Below are 15801 nucleotides of genomic sequence, written 5' to 3' on the forward strand. Positions count from 1 at the left end.
AAAAATTAAAAAAGTGACTATAGGACTGCAAATGAGAGGGGACTGGGTTCTGCGCAAGTGGACACGGCACAACCCATTGTGGGTATTGTTGGATCATTAATTGCCGACTCATCGAACGGGCCATTTAGAGTCTCCAGTAACGCGACGCACTATGCGCAGGGGGCAGTTCCTGGTACCGGTCATTTTTTGAGCCGTATAAATTTTGATAGCTCTCGTGTAGTACGTACCTCGAGTGAAAACCGTCCGACTAATACCGCTCTTTATCCTCGCGTTCAAATTTGAATGCGAGGGTGCAGTGAAGTGTTGACAGGGCGTGTTTCCACGCTCGATCGAGCCACCCGTTTAGAGTCAAAAGAAACTGTAGAGGAAAACCCAGCACCAGTCATACGGTAGGAATTTTCTACGGGGTTTCGCTCCTCTAGAAATACTCCAGTAGAGGGAACCCCCCCGATCATTTCAGCGAGTCTCATTGAGCCTACTATGCGCTCTACTGCGTCATTTTGGCTACTTCCTAACAGTCTCGCATTTGCAGTGTCAGCGTCAGTTCCGGTTGCGCGGATGAATTGATCACGCAAATCAGGTAGACGGAAACTGCCTGCAGAGACTCTGGAAAACACAAACGCTCCCTTCCTCCAGTCGCCGGGAGCAACAACGTGACCGTTTGCCTCTGCCCAGGCGACCAGGGCCACAAAGCGTGTATTGGTTGGAGCAACAACCTGCCCAATTGCATCCACTTCATCGGCACGGGCATCCCTTGATGTCCCCCACACGAAACGACCAACGTTCAGGCTGGCGTAACCGGTAAACGAACCGATGGTTTGCCATTGCAAAAGCTGCTGGCGGTCAATTGCGTAAATCACTGGACCTTCGTTAGTCTTGGGTGCAGTGGCAAACGTAGGAATAGAGGCTGATTTATCGGCCTTGGAGTCGGGGTCAAAGTTTTTGTCGTGCCAGATTTTGCACGCGGCACGATATTCCTTCTTACCCGACACTCCACCGTTTAGATAAAAATTATCAGTGTAAGGATCGGTGGACAGGCGCAAGCCTGCATTCAAGGACGTGCCATAAGGCATATCCAGAAAGAACGAGCCTCCGCCCCAAGTCGTAGCACGGTTCTGGTAGTACCACCCAAATGGGTTGACACTGTCTCGGCCATTAGCCGGATTGACAGTGCCTGCGCCCAAGCCATAATCCCCAACAGCCAGCGCCCGGTTCCATGCGGTGTACTCTCCGGATCGGCGACCGCGCCAAGCCAGCTCACCATCAAAAGACGCATAGAGCTGGCCACCACCGGAACCCGACTGACGGTGAAACACCACCCCTTGATTAGTCACACCGGCTGGCAAGTTGCTGGCGGCTCCTTGCGCATTAGGCACGTAATACATGCCAGCTCCTACCTCCAGCGTACTCAGATTTTCCGCCGGCCAAGCATCCGTCGTTGTATCAGCGCCCGCTCTGCCCAGGCCAAATGCACCTACCGTCAGAATTTTTCCGGCGGTAGTATCACGAGCCGAGGACTGCAGGTTCAGGCCCAGACCGTAAGGAGTCAGTGCCTTGGTCTTGATCGTCCGGGCAGCGGCCTCTGCATCACTAGCGTAGGCTGTCATACCCTTGACCGTCACGCTCGCATCAGGCGTTGCCGCCGTCAGAAGTTTGTTCAGCCCCAGCAGATCATTAGCACCGAGTGTGACCTTGCGCGCACTGGCAGCTGACTTGAACTGTCCCCACAACCAGGCAAATTTTTCATCGTTCAGTTGCTGCAGTTTGTTGAACTGCTCAACGGAAGGCGGAGTCGAGCCGATAAAGGCCCAGCCCAATTTGTATTGATCATCTTGCAGATCAATGACCCCTCCAGTTTGACCCCACTTGTACTCGAAGCCAGAATAAAAATTCACTGCTGCCATATTCACACCTCATAAAAAAACCGTCCGAAGGCGGTGGCTACCAACACGCGTGCGTAGTTGGCAATATTGGTTGTCAAATCACTCGTGCAAGCATCCCAACGCCAAAGCCATAAAAGCCCTGGCTGGTAAAGCCGAACGGTTTGTCGTTGGACCCGGTAAATATGTGGACGCCAACTCCAGCTGCCGCAGGTACCCACCGATAAGGATCAGCCATCAACGGGTTGTTAGGGCCAGGTAGAGCGCTGATCCAGATATTCAGCTTGGCGTTACCCACATCTTTGATGCGCACTTGGGAGACATCAAAAATTGTCTTCAAGGCCGCCGCAATTTCCGGGGTTGTGCCGTGTCCGTTATTGACGGCGATCTTCCAGTACAGGATTCGCCGGTACTCCGGATCCAGAAGCTTGCTGGAGCCCGATGTCTCGCTTTCATGTTCACGGCGAATGCGCGCCAGATCGAAGCCAACGGTAGCTGACTGACCGACAAAGCCAAAGAACTGCACGTAAACCGAGTTTTCAATCTCGCGAGATTGCCCCACGATCTGACCAATGCCATCCAGTTGGCGACCCACTGCAGCATCCAGCCAACGCTCGTCATGCAAAGCCTTGAGCTGATGATGTTCAAGCGGCACATACAAGGCTCGCACCAAAGACTCCAGCCTTGAGGAGCCGCCGTATTGGTCCAGAAAGTGTTTCCAGGCAATATCGGCATGATCTTGTTCCAGATTCATCACGTCACCTCGATCCGGCTGGCATCAAACAGCGCCTTCTGGGCATCCCCAATTTCAATATTGGCTGCCTTGTAATCAGCGGGACGAGGCACAAAATGGGGATCGGTGGAATGGGCAAGCTTCAGATCCACCTGCGCAATGCCCTTGGTGCCATAAATCAGACAAAAGAAGCGCTGGTGGCGTACATCCAGACCAATCGTGTGCTCTTGCCCGGTCGCCAAGATAGCTTTCTCTATCTGTCCAAAACCATCGGGCGGAAAGGCCTGCTCGTCTACCGGAAGCAAGCTCACCACTGCCCGCACCCACACGTATACAGGCTGAGGCCGATCAAACTGAATCAGTTGGATCCCTTCCGATGTGTCCAGCACTTTGATGACTGCACCATTGGTATCAATGCCGCCGCTCTTGAAGCGATAAATCGCATGGGCAATATCATCATCAAGGCCTCCATCAGCAATCACATGCACACTGTGCGGCTTGCGTCCGGCGGTATCAATTTGATCAGTTTGATTATTGAAAACCCGGATATCACTAATACCGGGAACCTCGTTAAGAATGTTGGGACCGATACTTGGTAGCGTAGCTGCACCAAACCGGAACACACCCAAGCGATAGCGCGCACGCAACTGAGCGTCTGTTTCTCGCTGATGTCCTACTGCCCCTTGCTGCAAATTCACGACCCGCGTCCAGCCGGGAACCAGTGTCACGATCGAATCCAGGTCCCCGGGTGCGGCCATCTCGGCGATTGCATCCACAGTTTCTGCCAACACAGGCGAACCAAGCTCTGCGAAAGACAGGTTGCTGCTTAGCTGGACACTGACTGCCAAGGTGGCCACGGCAACCAGACGGATGGTTGCGCCGTCACTGGCGATCTGTAAACCACTGGGTGCCAAAGCCGCCATCAACCCAGCCAGGACAGAAGCCATGGTGGCCCGGGTGCCACTGGTATAGACATAGGGCGTGCCATCTACCGTTACCGAATAGCTGGTCGAAGACTGCACAATCGGAGCAATCCGCAAATCTGCAGCGGTCTCCGCACCGATAATCAGGTCCTGGGTTGTGCGCCAGATCGTTTGCGTACTACGGTGACGAATCTGTGCACCAGCCGGAACTTGAGTGCCTTGCAGGCCATACGCCACGACATACACTCGACTGCGTTCTGCCTTCAAGCGCTTCACCCCTGAAAAAGACACTGCCCTGTCCAGGGAAGCGCCACTGGCCGAACCCGGATACATGGCGTAGTACACCCCCTCTCCCATTTCCCACAGAGCCGCTTCACGCTCGGCAAACGTGTCGATCAACACCCCCGTTACCGAATCCGGCCGGGTTTCCATATCATCAGGCAAGCCGCGAGCACGTAAATTGCGGCGCAGCTCTTCTATGATTTCCATCCGGATCTCAGGTAGGCGCGGCCGCACAAACCCCTCCGGAGTCACACCGTAATCAGCCATTTTTAAGAATCCTATTGGGTGACGGTGACCGTAAGCGGGCCCGCGTCTGTTTGAATTTCAGGCAACGTGATCCGGGCTCGGCGCGCAATGGCATTGAGCTCAATCTGCACCATGGGCACAGCAATCACACCTGGGACGGCACGCACTTTGGCGCGCACAATGTTTTCAATCTCAGCCCGATTAGGAGCCTTGACCATGATTTTTTCCAGATAGGGAACGCCCCAGCTCTGGTCCAGAAACCACTCGCCCAGAAAAGTCAGCAAAGTGATGGTAATTTGCTGACGAATCCGCCCAACCCCCTCAATCAAAACCAAATCCTGCTCTGAAGACAAAGCCAAATCATGGCGGCCATTAAGTTGCAGATCCCATGTCATTACACCGGCCCTCCAGTTGTGCCACCGCCGGTCTGCACCCCGCTATGACGATGGTCCGAACCGATGTTCTTGCCGTCATGCATAATCGTTCCCCCCTCAAAACTGGCACCACCACTGATGCTGATTGAATTGCCAGAGCCCCCCGAACCGGCCATCCCAGCGGTGTAAGTCAGCAAGCCGTTGACGGTGACAGGACTATCAAAAATAGTTTCCTGGGCAATAACATGCTGACGGGGTACGCGCACGGTCAAACTGCCATCCGGTGCCAGCTTCATCGAGCCAGGACCATATTGCACTGTCAGATTTTCCGTATCCGCTACCGGGCCAGGGCGCATTACTGGCGTAGCAAAGGCATCGCTCAAATCAAATTGACGGGGATCGTCGGGAGCCTGGTCTGAACCCGATAGCCAGTTCTCCAGGCTGCGTTGAGAAAAATGCAAAACAACGGGATCACCCGGTTTCAGGGGGACCGTAATCATGGCCTGCCCCGCATCGGCAATCGGCCAGCACACGGGTACAGCAACGATCAGCGGTGCAGCCAAAGTCTGACCATTGGCCAATTGCTTGGGCAAAGCTGGTTTTGCAGTCACGGTCTTGCCGTCGTAGGTCTGTACCACACCGGGCAAGCAGACATTAATGTCCGACAAAATAGACGTAATGAGCTGATTCATGAGCTGTCCCTCTCCTCTTCAGGTGATGCGTGCCGATCCAGCAGCTCCATCGTGGTATGCCAGTTTCCGGAGGCACTCCAATCCCCTGAGTGCTTCAGACTTTCTACCCGAAACCAATCCACTGCCTGGCGACTTTCCAGTTTGACCAGATCACCGGGGTTCAAGCCGGGCAACAGCAAGGATGTGACACGCCAACCATCGGCCTGCTGGCGTTCGGACTTGGTCCTTTCGCTGCCTTTGCTATCCGCCTTTTCTTTGGCGCTCTGCCGTATCCGTTCCGGATTGCCTAGCAAACCACTTTGTGCGGACAGAACAAAGCCCTTGCGCGGCGTTACTCCACAACGCTCAATTACTTGTAACTCGCCATTCTGTATGGAGTACTCGAGGCCGCTTCCCTGCACAACTTTATGCAAGGCCACGCGGGCAGCACCGTAAAAACTGAAACCGTTTTGCCAGACACGATCTGGCGCATCCTCAGCCATCACCAATGACAGGCCCATTTGGAAGGCAATATCCTCAATGATCAGCCGGGCCCGAACACCAGCACCACAGCCCAAGCTGACGACGGTGTCTCGAATTTGGGCAAAACCATCCAGCACCTCCAATTCGGTCACGATTTCCGCACCCTGAAAGCTACTTGCCCCCTGCACCACGGTTCCATAAGCCAGAAGTAAAGCCCCGTCTTCCTGACCGTAACCCGCATAAAGGGCGACCACATTATCGGGCTCCACAATGGCTTCACGGGTCTGCGGGCTCAAGTTCCAGACGCTGATCCTGATCTGGTTCGGAGACTCGCTGGTATCCTTGCTCACCTCAAACTTCATGCGCAATGGCGGAGCGATTTCCACGCCCTTCTCCCCTGGCCGGCCCACCAACAATCGGTACGTTCTATCGAAGCGCGCCATACTCTTGCCTGCTCAAGTAAAAGAAATTGGCCTGGCCGCTTAAAAAAGAGTCTCGATTCAATTGCAGTTTTTCATCCTGCACATCCACGATGAACTCTCCAGGGGGCACATTCAGATGCCGAAATTGCTCCAGCAATGGTGTGTTGGGTACCAGTACCAAACCATTCAAAATGCTTTTTGTATGGGCGTCCTGCAGCCCAAAAATCCAGATTTTGGCCTCACTGTTCCAGTTGAAGCTCAGAAAGTAGCTGGCTCCTTCCAGACTGGCTTCAATCACAAAGCTGTTCCGGTCTGCCAAGGGAATTTCAATCATGTCCCACTCCCTCCTTGCACTTTCAGATTGCTGGCAGGCGTGCTTTGAGACCGGGTATCACTGACTTTCCCACCCGCTGCCCCTGTCTGGCCCGCCTTGCCTTGAACAGAGGGTGCTACCTTGTCTGCAGGGATATCAGCCTCTCGCAGCTGGGCTACAACAATCTTCTGAAAGTTGCAGACCACATCCAGCTTTTCACCTTCATTCTTGCGAGTGATCGCTGCCTTGGTCATCGCGTAATTCTGATAAATATCAGCCCCGGTCACGATAGTGACAGGCTGACGTCGTTCATGAATCTGGCGAATTGCATCCTTGGCAGCAATCAACTTGGATCGGCCACCACTCAGAAACGTGTAAATACTGGCAGCGGTAATCACCCCTGACAGACTCAAAGTCTCAGGCTCCTGGGCAATGTGGTCGGAGATAACCGAACCATCCTCAACCGCGTACTTGCTGACGCTGGCAGTCAGCTCAGTTTCCTCCGTCAGCAACGCATCCAAAGGAATACTCCCCAGCATGCTTTGCTTGCCAGCCAAATCAAATAACAAGGTTACAAATGCCATGATGAGCACCCATAAAAAACGCCGCTCTGTGGCGGCGGGTCTGCATAAAGCGCATCAAGGGCGCAAGAAAAAGCAGGCTCAAGGTGGGGCTTCGGTATACGGAGCACGCGCACTCAGACCCTGACTCGAGTTGGCAAATCCATACTGCTGCACAGCCTGGCCCACCGTATCTACAATCTTGTCGGCCTGGTCTTTCGTCTGCACAGTCACCGTCATGGTGCGATTGTCGGTGTACTGGCCCGCCGCCCCTGTACTGGATACGGGAGTCGCCGTTTCAAAGCCCAAGGCACTCTTGACGCCATCCAATGTGGCCCAGCTTGGCAACTCCGGCACCATGGAGGAAAAGAAAGCTCCCACTTTGGCAAACTGCTCTTCAAACCAGTTGAACATACGGGTGAATGTGGCTTTGATCTCGACCCAAGTCTGCTCGGCTGCCAGCACGAACGTGTCCCAAAAGTCTTTCGCAAAACTCACAATCTCGTCGCGGTAGCTCAGGATCAATACAACCAGTGTCACGATCAAGGCCGGAATACCACCAATCAACAGCACCAGGCCAGTCACTACGGTGAGAACCGCTCCCCACTTTTCAATCCAGGAGTCCACAGTCTCTGCTCCGCCCCCTAGTAAGTCCTTGACCCATACTAAAGCACCACGAACGGCCTCAATCTCACCTTGCCACTGCTCGGATCGACCAATAATCGAACCCAGTACAGAATCGCCCCCCTGAAACCAGGAAATTACATCCTGAATGACCAGACTGATGGCTTCCACAATAATCATCCAGCGCAAGAAAGGACGGACCGCTACCCAGAGCTCCTTGGCTAATACCCCCGCTACGCCGACCAAGCCACGCAGCATTTGGGTCACAGACTGCCCTTTCCCTAGCAGAGCCCCCATCCCGGCTTCCAGCTTGCGCAGGCCCTGTGCTGCTCCAACCAGGAGCAGCAGATGCACAATTTGCTCAAGATGTTCACCCAACACTTTCAAGGTGAAACTCAACAGATCAATCACACCGGTCTGTTGCTGCAGTACCCCGCTAACCCGCGCCAGCTTGTCCGAAAATTCAGTCAAAGAGTTGACCAAGGAAGCTGGCAGTTTTTCCACGTCCCCACGCATGGTGTTCAACTGGCTACCCAGCGCAGACACCATCATGTCAGACGTAATCAGGCCTTGCTCAGCCAACTCAAACAGGTTCTGGCGAGTGACTCCCAGGGCAGGATTAGTCTTGTTCAAGCCTTCAAGCAAGTACGTCAACATACGCCGATTATTGGCCAGCATGTTCTGAAAGCCTTCCCCGCTCAGCTTTCCCTGAGCCAGATCCTTGACAAACTGCGCCATAAAAGCGCTGGTTTGTTGGGGGTCAGAGCCACTGGCCGTCAAGGACAGACCCGTTGCTGCGACCATATTCAGGCTGTCCCGGGCCCCCTTGCCTTGGCTTTGCATAAGCGGATGGATACGCAGAAACAAATCGGCACTTTGCGCAAACGGCTGGCGCGCCTGCACGGAATCTGCAACCAAACGCTGGTCAATAAACAGGTGTTCTTGTTCACCTTGAGAACTCATTGCGAGCTGTGCCTGCACCTGGTTGAACTGGTCACCTGCCAGAAGCACATCCTTGACCGTATCAAGACCCACATTTTTGACAATGGTTTGCTTGATAACCCCGGCCCAGGAACCGGATACCGTTCCCCCGGCCACACCCGGTCCTGTCGGCTTGCCAGCTTGTGATGGATCCAAAGAGCGAGCTCCCACCCCAGGTCCACGAAAGCCGCGCACCACATTCCCCACAGCCAGATGGGCGTTTTTAGCGCCACGCTCAAGCGCATTCAGGGCGCGACTTTGCTCGATGGACTGCCTGGCCAACTTCGCAAAGTCCACCGCATCCCTCTGAAGGCGCTGATACCACTGCGCATACGCCTTCAAGTCGGACAAGTCCACCAGGCTGCGCATATTCGCGACAATTTCACGGACATTTGTCATTACTTATTCACTGTGCGTGCTGCTTCCAAAGCAGCAGCCTCAGCGTCCATAAGGTGGTTTAACTTGATCAAATCCAGCAAAAGCACCTCCCGTCGGCGAATCTCGCCGACGGTGACTTTGCTGGCCATCACGGGCCGCCAGATCAGGAACTCTCTTTCGAGTTCTGGCTGATAGCTCCCAACGGGCTTGCCGGCAGTTGGCTCAGGTCCACACCAGAACGGCTGAGCCAACGCCCTAAAGGGGAGGCAAAATTCACCTTCAATACATGAAACAGCAGCTCCAGAATATCGGTGAACTCCTTGAAAGCCATCGCACGTGCCGCCGCATCCAGACGCATGTCCCGACCATTCATCGACACAGCTACGGAGTCGGCGTTGATCAAACGATCCGTCCACTGCTTGAGCTGACGGCCACTTAGCTTTTCGGACAATTTTTCAATGGCACCGGTCATCAACACTTCGGCCTGCTCCGCTTGCGCCCCCAGACTCAGAGACAGCAGCTCCCCCACTGCAGGTAGAAGATCTTTTTGCAAATCGCCAAAAACCTCCAGCGCCTCAAACGCATCCATCGGGGTAATCAGAAAAATGGTGTCATTGACCGTCACTTCCACTGGGCGGGCCATCAATCGTTACCCCCGTTGGTAAAGCCGCCCACCGCCTCCAGCGTCCATTCACGGCTGCCAATACCTTTGGCAAACGTCGCGTTGGCCTTCTTTTGCACCCAGGCGGTACCGGTAAACAGCGTACTGCCACGCAGGTCCGTGATCAGAATGGGAAATGCACCGGCACCGCCCGAGAGACGGTCCACGTCGCACAAGGACGAGAGCACATCGTTGGAACGGCTGGTTTGTTGCAGTGTGATCTTGATGATGTGTCGCGGGTCATGACTGATCGAGCGAGATACATCCCCATACACACCTACCGAGCTGCTGACACCATCACCCTGAGGCTCAATGCTGATGAAGGTGTCATCGGCTGGGCCCGTGACAGTATGTGCGCCCAGCACACATTTGACTTGCTTGGAATCGTAGCTTTTCAATTCATAGGCCATTTCAGGCTCCCAAAGAAAAAAGCCTGGCATCGAGCCAGGCTGGAGTTATGACAAGAAGGGGCGCTTAATCTCCTGGATTACAGGGCGTAGCTCAAGCTGCCCTTGATTTCCGACACATGAATGGCACCGGCCAGGCGAGCAGTGAAGTACACGTCGCGCAAGACACGATTAGCCTTGTCGTTGAAAGGAACCTGGCTGCTGCGCGGTAGACTCAGGGTATAGCTGGGAACAATGCGATCGTTCTCGTCCAGCTCTTCGGTAGCAATGCCACCGCGACGCACATTCAGGTCCAGTGGGGCACGAATGGCATTGCCAATCATCTGGATACCATCGTCGGTGAAGGCCACCTTGCCATCTGCATTGATCATGGCCGAGACCACAGACACCTTGATCTGCTCGACCAGCGCATCGCGCAAGCGAATAACATCAATCCATTCACCCGCCGCCGTCAAACCACCTTGGGTCACTGCAAAATTGCGGAATGGCTCAAAAGTGGAAAAGCTCTTGCCATGCGCCACCAAAGCCTGGCCTTCACTCAGCTCGTCATACGCAATGCCGGCCAGCTTTTTCAGTGCCCAAGTTTCCTGACCTGGGTAGTAAGTGAACATGGAGGACATCAAAGCAGCTTCAGGATACTGAATTGCGGCTGCCGCGCTATAAACGCCAAAGCTGCGGAAATACTGCTTTGCCTGCAACTGACTGGCCAAATCATCGGTCGAGTCCGGATCGAGAATGCTCGCATCGGCCGATGCCGTACCAAACAACTTCTCGTTGGATTCAGTCCAGGCGGCCGCCGACAGCACGTCCTCAATCACGCGGCTAGTAATAACCAGGCCATACCAATTAAAGGGCCCATTGGCGATGGTGGACAAAGCCTGAGTCACAGTCTCGGTGCCGGGCACCACCTGCATGGCCAGATTACCTTGCGGCTGAACAGCCAGAGCCGTACCTGCCGTTTTATTTTTCACCGTCACTACTGCCTCAGCAGCAGTAGCCGTCACAGGAGCAGCCGTTTGCGCAATCGCGCTAGCCAAACCCGAGGCAATTTCCGCTACCGTGTCTGCTTCCAGCGCCTTGTACGACACCTGCGCCTCCAGCTGTTGGCCCTGTTCGCCACGCCAGCGCAGCTGGACACGGTAGTCGGCATCAGGCACTGCACGACTTACCGAGATCTTGAGTTCGTCAACCTGACGACGACCAATAAAGACTTGACGTACGGCAGGAATCTGCGCGAAAGCATCACGCGCGGCCCAATACAAGGGGTCCGTATCTTGCAGACCCATGTCCAGCAGTTCATCCGCAGCGGTAATGGTCATGGCGCGTGCCGTGGAAAGCACGTGACTGCCCAAAATCAACATGTCGGAAAAGGATTGCTCATTGATTGCGGTCGTACGCAACGCAATATCTACGTTTGCGATCCGAGATAGTTTTGCCATCGGTGGCTCCAAAAAGAAAAAAACCACCTGGATCGGTGGCTAAAGCGATAAAACTCGCGTTCATGAAAACAGGCCTGCTAAAAGACCTGTCTGGTCACTCAAGCGGGGACGGTTGCTCCCCTTTCACTTCCACAAACTCGATCACATGCACCTCATCGTCCAGACTGGCCGTATACATCACATCCAGGTCCAAACGTGCATGGGCTCTTCCGTACTCGGTCTGATCCTGCTCGACCTCCAACCTGAGAGCACGAACCAATGCAATGTTCAACTTCTCACTCAATGCTTGCAGCGCCTCGGACTCCAGTTTCAGATGCAGCTGCTCCAGAATTTTCCAACTGTTCGCAGCAAAACATCGCACTTGTACCAAAGCTTGATACTGCACACTAATGTGGCGAACACCAGCGTCATTGACCCGTCCATAATGGCTCGGGCCAGGTCGGCCTTGAGTCAAGGAAAAAAGCAGATAAGGCATGGCAGGGAGCTGCCCCTCCTCAACTGGATCACGAAGCACCGCATACGGCTCGGCAGCTTTGGCGATCAGCGTGTAAAAATCATCTTGGGCATTGTTCATGGCAGTACATTTCCTGACCTGAACAAGCAGGCCAACACAGTGATCAAAGGACTCATCAAGAAAAGCGGTGTCTGATGCGAGGCATAAAAAAACCCCGCAGCAATTTCTTGCTCGGGGTTGTTTCGTTTGTATTGGACGCAACTTTGCACGCCCATTATTGCAATTAGCCTTGCAGATTCATAGCGGCCCATGTTGCAGACTGCAACGCCAGGCATAAAAGGCAGAGGTTTCACCCTCTTTGATCTTGTCCACCTGGCCTGAATCCTGCAATTGCACCAGCACACGCTTGACCCCTTCACGCATGGCGTTGCGTTGGGCTGTAGACAGCTCCATGCCTTTGCTGACGTGCCGCACAATCTGGATCATGCGGAACTCTCGTCCCGGATAGGCCGCTAACAGGTCTATGACTTCGGCTGCATACTTCACCGCAAAATCTCCTTCTCGACTGTGATTCTGAAATCCATCAAATGGCGGCGGTAGTCCTCATCCCGAAGGACCGCGCCCGTAACCTTCTTGATCCACAAACGAGCTGTGGCCTGGCGCTCGCTGGCGGTCAGATGGCCGTACTGAGCATTCTTGCGTGGGTACTCGGCCTGGATGACCATGGCTTGGTAATGCGGCAGGCGCTGGTAGAGGGCGTCAACCGCCAAAGCGTGGTCTTGATGTATGGGCCTGAAGTCCTCTTGCCAGGGAACGTAGCGTTCCATATTGCCCACGGTCTGCCCGGACCAGCACCAACGGGCCCAGTTCCAGAGCAAGTCGTCACCACTCAGGCCCTGCTTTTTTTCTGCTTTGATTGTCATGTGGGTTCCTCCTTCAAGCCCAATGAACGGTGATACCGTGCATCCGGGTCAGCAAAATTCGTTTGATGCTTTGGAGCAGGCTTTCTGGATCGCCGCTTAGCTGCACAATGCGATCGCCGCTGCTGTTGTCCGTGTAGGCAAAATCCGCGATATAGCAAATCCTGCCGGCGGGTATCAGGTGGCTGAAAAGCCGTGGCACCAGACTCCAGGATGGCTGCTGTACCAAATGCCTGATCTGGTCGTTCCGCTGCAAAGCCAGCAGTTCTCTGTAGCGATGGGCAGTTGCTCCGGTGATCGCCTGATGCACCTCTTGATGACGCCGTGTTGTCAGATCCATGGCTGTTTCACTCCTTGCCCAAGGCTGCTTTGGCCATCTTCAGCACAGCCAAGGAACACGCTTCCGGGCGGGCCAAGATCCGGTCCGCCCAGACTCGCGGGTCCTTGTTGGTGTCGCCCGAAATCACCTGAGCCAGATCGCGCACGCGTCGTTGCCCTTCCCGGCGCCCTTGCTCCCAGTCTTGCGGGGAGGTCAGGGCCAATCGAGGCGGCGGGATTTCTGCCCACTGTCCTTTGGCCAGGTGATCTCCCAGCACTTTGTGCCAGCGTTGTTCCAGCTGCGTGTAGGCCTGATTCAGCATGTCAAACTGCCCAATGCTGATTGCTGCGTGATAGATAGCCGGGTGTGACCACTCGCCCATTTCTCCTCGCACTCGTGCCTGCATGCCACGCACGGCCTGGAAAAAGGCGGTTTCTGGTTCCAGTTGAGGGCGGCACGCACGCAAGAACTCCGGCAAGCTGGGGGGCCAATCAAACATGCGACGGCAATTCTTGATGCCTAGTGCCACGTCATTGGGCGAGACACCTTCCTCGTCAAAAGCTTCGGCCCAGGCCTGTTTCCAGTCTTCAATGGCTTGCTTGTCCCGAAAGTTGGAGCGGAACTTGTTCGGATAAATGCCATTGAGCCGGTTGTACAAATGGTCCATCAGGCTGATGCCTTCCAGCTTGGTATGACGCAGCAGCCAGGGGTTGGAAAAATCAGATATCGATGACATCGTCTATCTCCTCGCGTTGCCGATGACGGTTCACATAAGCCAGGGGATCAAAGCCCGACGCCTGACCTGCACGGGGCTCGTTGCGTCCTTCCAGCCAGCTGGCCTTGCCCCCGCGCCAGCCACGCAACATGCACTCGGCCAGAAAGTCGTCCACGCTGTAGCCCATTTCCAAAGCACGGTGGGCTTCGGTGCCAAGGCGGTTCAGGGCGGTTTGCGTCAAGGGCGCTTTGATCTCGCGACGATGGCGCAGATAATCCGCCACTACGTCTGCGCTGGGTTCGGCAGGCCAGGCAGAAAACTCCAGCGCCGGAGCCTTGCTACGCACGTTTGTTTTTTCTGTATCTGTATCTCCTTCTTTATCTGTCTCTTTATCTAGCGCGTTACCCGGCCGTTTCGGTAACGTTACGGACGCGTTACTGCCCTCGTTACCGTCTTGTTCCTGTTTTTTTCTGGCCCGAAAACGCGCCACCCGCTCCGCGCTGCTGTCGGATTTCATCTGGCGTTTGTCCCACGCCAGAGGCTGCAAAGTTTCCTGGTCGATCAGGCCCACTTCGCTTAAGCGGCGCACCACATCGTCCAAGGTGCGCAGGTCCAGGCCCAGCTTGACCGCCACCTTGCGCAGCATCAGCGTGTCTTCGCTGTCTAGCACGCCCTGCCCTTTAAGGCAGAGCAAGGCCACGTAATGCCATCTGTCCTCGAAAGCCAGCAGACGCAACTTCTCGTCGTCCACCATCTCGGTATAGGCGCGAAACCACGGCATATTGCTCATAGGCACGCTCCTGACTGTGTGAGCCATCGACAAGCAAACTCGTGTCGATGGTTGTGAATACGTGTTTTCATGGCACCCCCGCCTGAAAAACCGCACGCCTCTGATGTATTTGCAAAAATATGACGCGCAGCAGGATCCCTGGCCCAAACAGGCCACGAACATCCGATTGATAGGCAATGCCCCAAGGGCACAAGAACTGCGTCACCCCATGACACAGTCGAACTGTCAGGCATGGCTTGCAAGCCAAACCCGTCGTAAATGCTTAGATATTTCTAGAGCTTTCTTTGGGTGCTGGGGCCGGCACCACCGGGTTCATGTGATGGAAGACCAGTTGCCAGACGCGCGGTATGACACCCGCCTTCTCCCATTGAGATATGCGGCCTTTGCTCAAGCCCGTGATACGCAATACGGCTCGGCGACCGCCCATTTCTTCGATGATGTGTTTAGCGTTCATGCATTGAGTATAGATAGTTCTAAACGTAAAGAAAAGAAATATCTAAACCCATGTTTAGTTTTTTCTTGTTTTAATGTCGAGTATGGATATTTACTCGATTCGCCGCAGAAACCTGCAACGCCTGATTGAAGACCGCGCTCACGGCAACGCGGCTGACTTTGCGCGCTCTATTGGGCGCACACGGGCGCAACTGGCCCAGTACCTGTCATCCACCTACAACGGTGGGCGCAGCATTGGCGAACGAGTGGCGCGAGCCATAGAAAAAGAAGTGGGTCTGGAAGCGCATAGCCTGGATCAGCAAGGCTATGGTTTTGGGGCCAAGCACGGTTTTGACTCCAACGTGCAAGACGCCATGATGGGCGAGCGGCGTATCCCCCTGCTGAACTATGTGCAGGCAGGTGTGTTTCGGGATCCCGGTCAGAACTTCACGTTTGAAGAAGTGGAATATCTGCTGACAGACCTGTGTCTGTCCGAGCGTTCCTTTGCCTTGCAGATCAAGGGCGATTCCATGTTGCCGGACTTCAAGGAAGGCGACCGGATTATTGTGGATTGCGAGCTCACGCCCCGCCCCGGTGATTATGTGGTCGCCAAAAACAGCGAAGAAGAAGCCACCTTCAAGAAATACCGGCTCTTGTGCATAGATGAAGGTGGGCAAGAAATCTTTGAGCTGGTGCCGCTGAACGAAGACTATCCTTCCATTCGCAGCGACCAGCATGCTATTGAAATCATTGGCACCATGGTGGAGCACCGGAAATACTATCGGCGTTCGTAA

The 15801-nt window shown here is 54.7% G+C and carries 20 protein-coding genes; 1 reads left to right on the forward strand and 19 read right to left on the reverse strand.

What is annotated here, in order from left to right; genetic code table 11:
* Window positions 1-272: 272 nt before the first annotated feature.
* The 19 genes from MID00_RS00095 to MID00_RS00185 form a co-directional block, all read right to left on the reverse strand.
* Window positions 273-1904 (reverse strand): hypothetical protein, encoded by a 1632-nt coding sequence (locus MID00_RS00095; protein ID WP_254499492.1) that lies wholly within the window; start codon window positions 1902-1904, stop codon window positions 273-275.
* Window positions 1905-1977: 73 nt separating this feature from the next.
* Window positions 1978-2634 (reverse strand): DUF2612 domain-containing protein, encoded by a 657-nt coding sequence (locus MID00_RS00100; protein ID WP_254499479.1) that lies wholly within the window; start codon window positions 2632-2634, stop codon window positions 1978-1980.
* Entirely contained in the window at window positions 2634-4025 is a 1392-nt protein-coding gene (locus MID00_RS00105; protein ID WP_254499480.1) for a baseplate J/gp47 family protein, read from the reverse strand. The genes MID00_RS00100 and MID00_RS00105 overlap by 1 nt, the downstream gene beginning before the upstream one ends.
* A 71-nt stretch (window positions 4026-4096) precedes the next feature.
* Window positions 4097-4459, reverse strand: coding sequence for a hypothetical protein (locus MID00_RS00110; RefSeq protein ID WP_254499481.1), 363 nt, complete (start codon window positions 4457-4459; stop codon window positions 4097-4099).
* Window positions 4459-5130: a Gp138 family membrane-puncturing spike protein gene (locus tag MID00_RS00115; RefSeq protein ID WP_247965628.1), complete on the reverse strand. Its 672-nt coding sequence runs from the start codon at window positions 5128-5130 to the stop codon at window positions 4459-4461. The genes MID00_RS00110 and MID00_RS00115 overlap by 1 nt, the downstream gene beginning before the upstream one ends.
* The gene (locus MID00_RS00120; RefSeq protein WP_254499482.1) at window positions 5127-5978 is read right to left on the reverse strand and encodes a hypothetical protein; all 852 of its coding nucleotides are present in this window, start codon (window positions 5976-5978) and stop codon (window positions 5127-5129) included. The genes MID00_RS00115 and MID00_RS00120 overlap by 4 nt, the downstream gene beginning before the upstream one ends.
* A gap of 40 nt (window positions 5979-6018) precedes the next feature.
* Window positions 6019-6348, reverse strand: coding sequence for a hypothetical protein (locus MID00_RS00125; protein ID WP_254499483.1), 330 nt, complete (start codon window positions 6346-6348; stop codon window positions 6019-6021).
* The gene (locus MID00_RS00130; protein WP_247965631.1) at window positions 6345-6911 is read right to left on the reverse strand and encodes a phage baseplate protein; all 567 of its coding nucleotides are present in this window, start codon (window positions 6909-6911) and stop codon (window positions 6345-6347) included. The genes MID00_RS00125 and MID00_RS00130 overlap by 4 nt, the downstream gene beginning before the upstream one ends.
* A gap of 78 nt (window positions 6912-6989) precedes the next feature.
* A complete protein-coding gene (locus tag MID00_RS00135; protein WP_254499484.1) occupies window positions 6990-8891 on the reverse strand; it encodes a tape measure protein in 1902 nt (633 codons plus the stop codon).
* A gap of 142 nt (window positions 8892-9033) precedes the next feature.
* Window positions 9034-9513 carry a phage tail assembly chaperone gene (locus MID00_RS00140; protein WP_254499493.1) on the reverse strand — a complete coding sequence of 160 codons (480 nt, stop codon included), beginning with the start codon at window positions 9511-9513 and terminating at the stop codon, window positions 9034-9036.
* Complete coding sequence (locus MID00_RS00145; RefSeq protein WP_247965634.1) at window positions 9513-9941, reverse strand: DUF3277 domain-containing protein; 429 nt, start codon at window positions 9939-9941, stop codon at window positions 9513-9515. The genes MID00_RS00140 and MID00_RS00145 overlap by 1 nt, the downstream gene beginning before the upstream one ends.
* A 77-nt stretch (window positions 9942-10018) precedes the next feature.
* Window positions 10019-11377, reverse strand: coding sequence for a DUF3383 family protein (locus MID00_RS00150; protein WP_254499494.1), 1359 nt, complete (start codon window positions 11375-11377; stop codon window positions 10019-10021).
* A 94-nt stretch (window positions 11378-11471) separates the two neighbouring features.
* Window positions 11472-11951, reverse strand: coding sequence for a hypothetical protein (locus MID00_RS00155; RefSeq protein WP_254499495.1), 480 nt, complete (start codon window positions 11949-11951; stop codon window positions 11472-11474).
* A gap of 177 nt (window positions 11952-12128) precedes the next feature.
* Window positions 12129-12377, reverse strand: coding sequence for a hypothetical protein (locus MID00_RS00160; protein WP_009459904.1), 249 nt, complete (start codon window positions 12375-12377; stop codon window positions 12129-12131).
* Complete coding sequence (locus MID00_RS00165) at window positions 12374-12754, reverse strand: hypothetical protein (RefSeq protein WP_021446766.1); 381 nt, start codon at window positions 12752-12754, stop codon at window positions 12374-12376. The genes MID00_RS00160 and MID00_RS00165 overlap by 4 nt, the downstream gene beginning before the upstream one ends.
* A 13-nt stretch (window positions 12755-12767) precedes the next feature.
* On the reverse strand, window positions 12768-13091 hold the full coding sequence (locus MID00_RS00170) for a hypothetical protein (protein WP_254499496.1): 324 nt from the start codon (window positions 13089-13091) through the stop codon (window positions 12768-12770).
* A gap of 7 nt (window positions 13092-13098) precedes the next feature.
* Entirely contained in the window at window positions 13099-13806 is a 708-nt protein-coding gene (locus tag MID00_RS00175; protein ID WP_254499497.1) for a replication protein P, read from the reverse strand.
* Window positions 13790-14575 carry a hypothetical protein gene (locus tag MID00_RS00180; protein WP_250757008.1) on the reverse strand — a complete coding sequence of 262 codons (786 nt, stop codon included), beginning with the start codon at window positions 14573-14575 and terminating at the stop codon, window positions 13790-13792. Before MID00_RS00180 ends, MID00_RS00175 begins: the two co-directional genes overlap by 17 nt.
* A 262-nt stretch (window positions 14576-14837) precedes the next feature.
* The gene (locus tag MID00_RS00185; RefSeq protein WP_094196318.1) at window positions 14838-15029 is read right to left on the reverse strand and encodes a hypothetical protein; all 192 of its coding nucleotides are present in this window, start codon (window positions 15027-15029) and stop codon (window positions 14838-14840) included.
* An 82-nt stretch (window positions 15030-15111) separates the two neighbouring features.
* Between MID00_RS00185 and MID00_RS00190 the strand changes: the two genes are divergently transcribed.
* The gene (locus tag MID00_RS00190) at window positions 15112-15801 is read left to right on the forward strand and encodes a LexA family transcriptional regulator (protein WP_088453217.1); all 690 of its coding nucleotides are present in this window, start codon (window positions 15112-15114) and stop codon (window positions 15799-15801) included.

This window comes from Alcaligenes sp. NLF5-7, assembly GCF_024266725.1.
In the GTDB taxonomy this organism is placed as follows: Bacteria; Pseudomonadota; Gammaproteobacteria; order Burkholderiales; family Burkholderiaceae_B; genus Alcaligenes; species Alcaligenes phenolicus.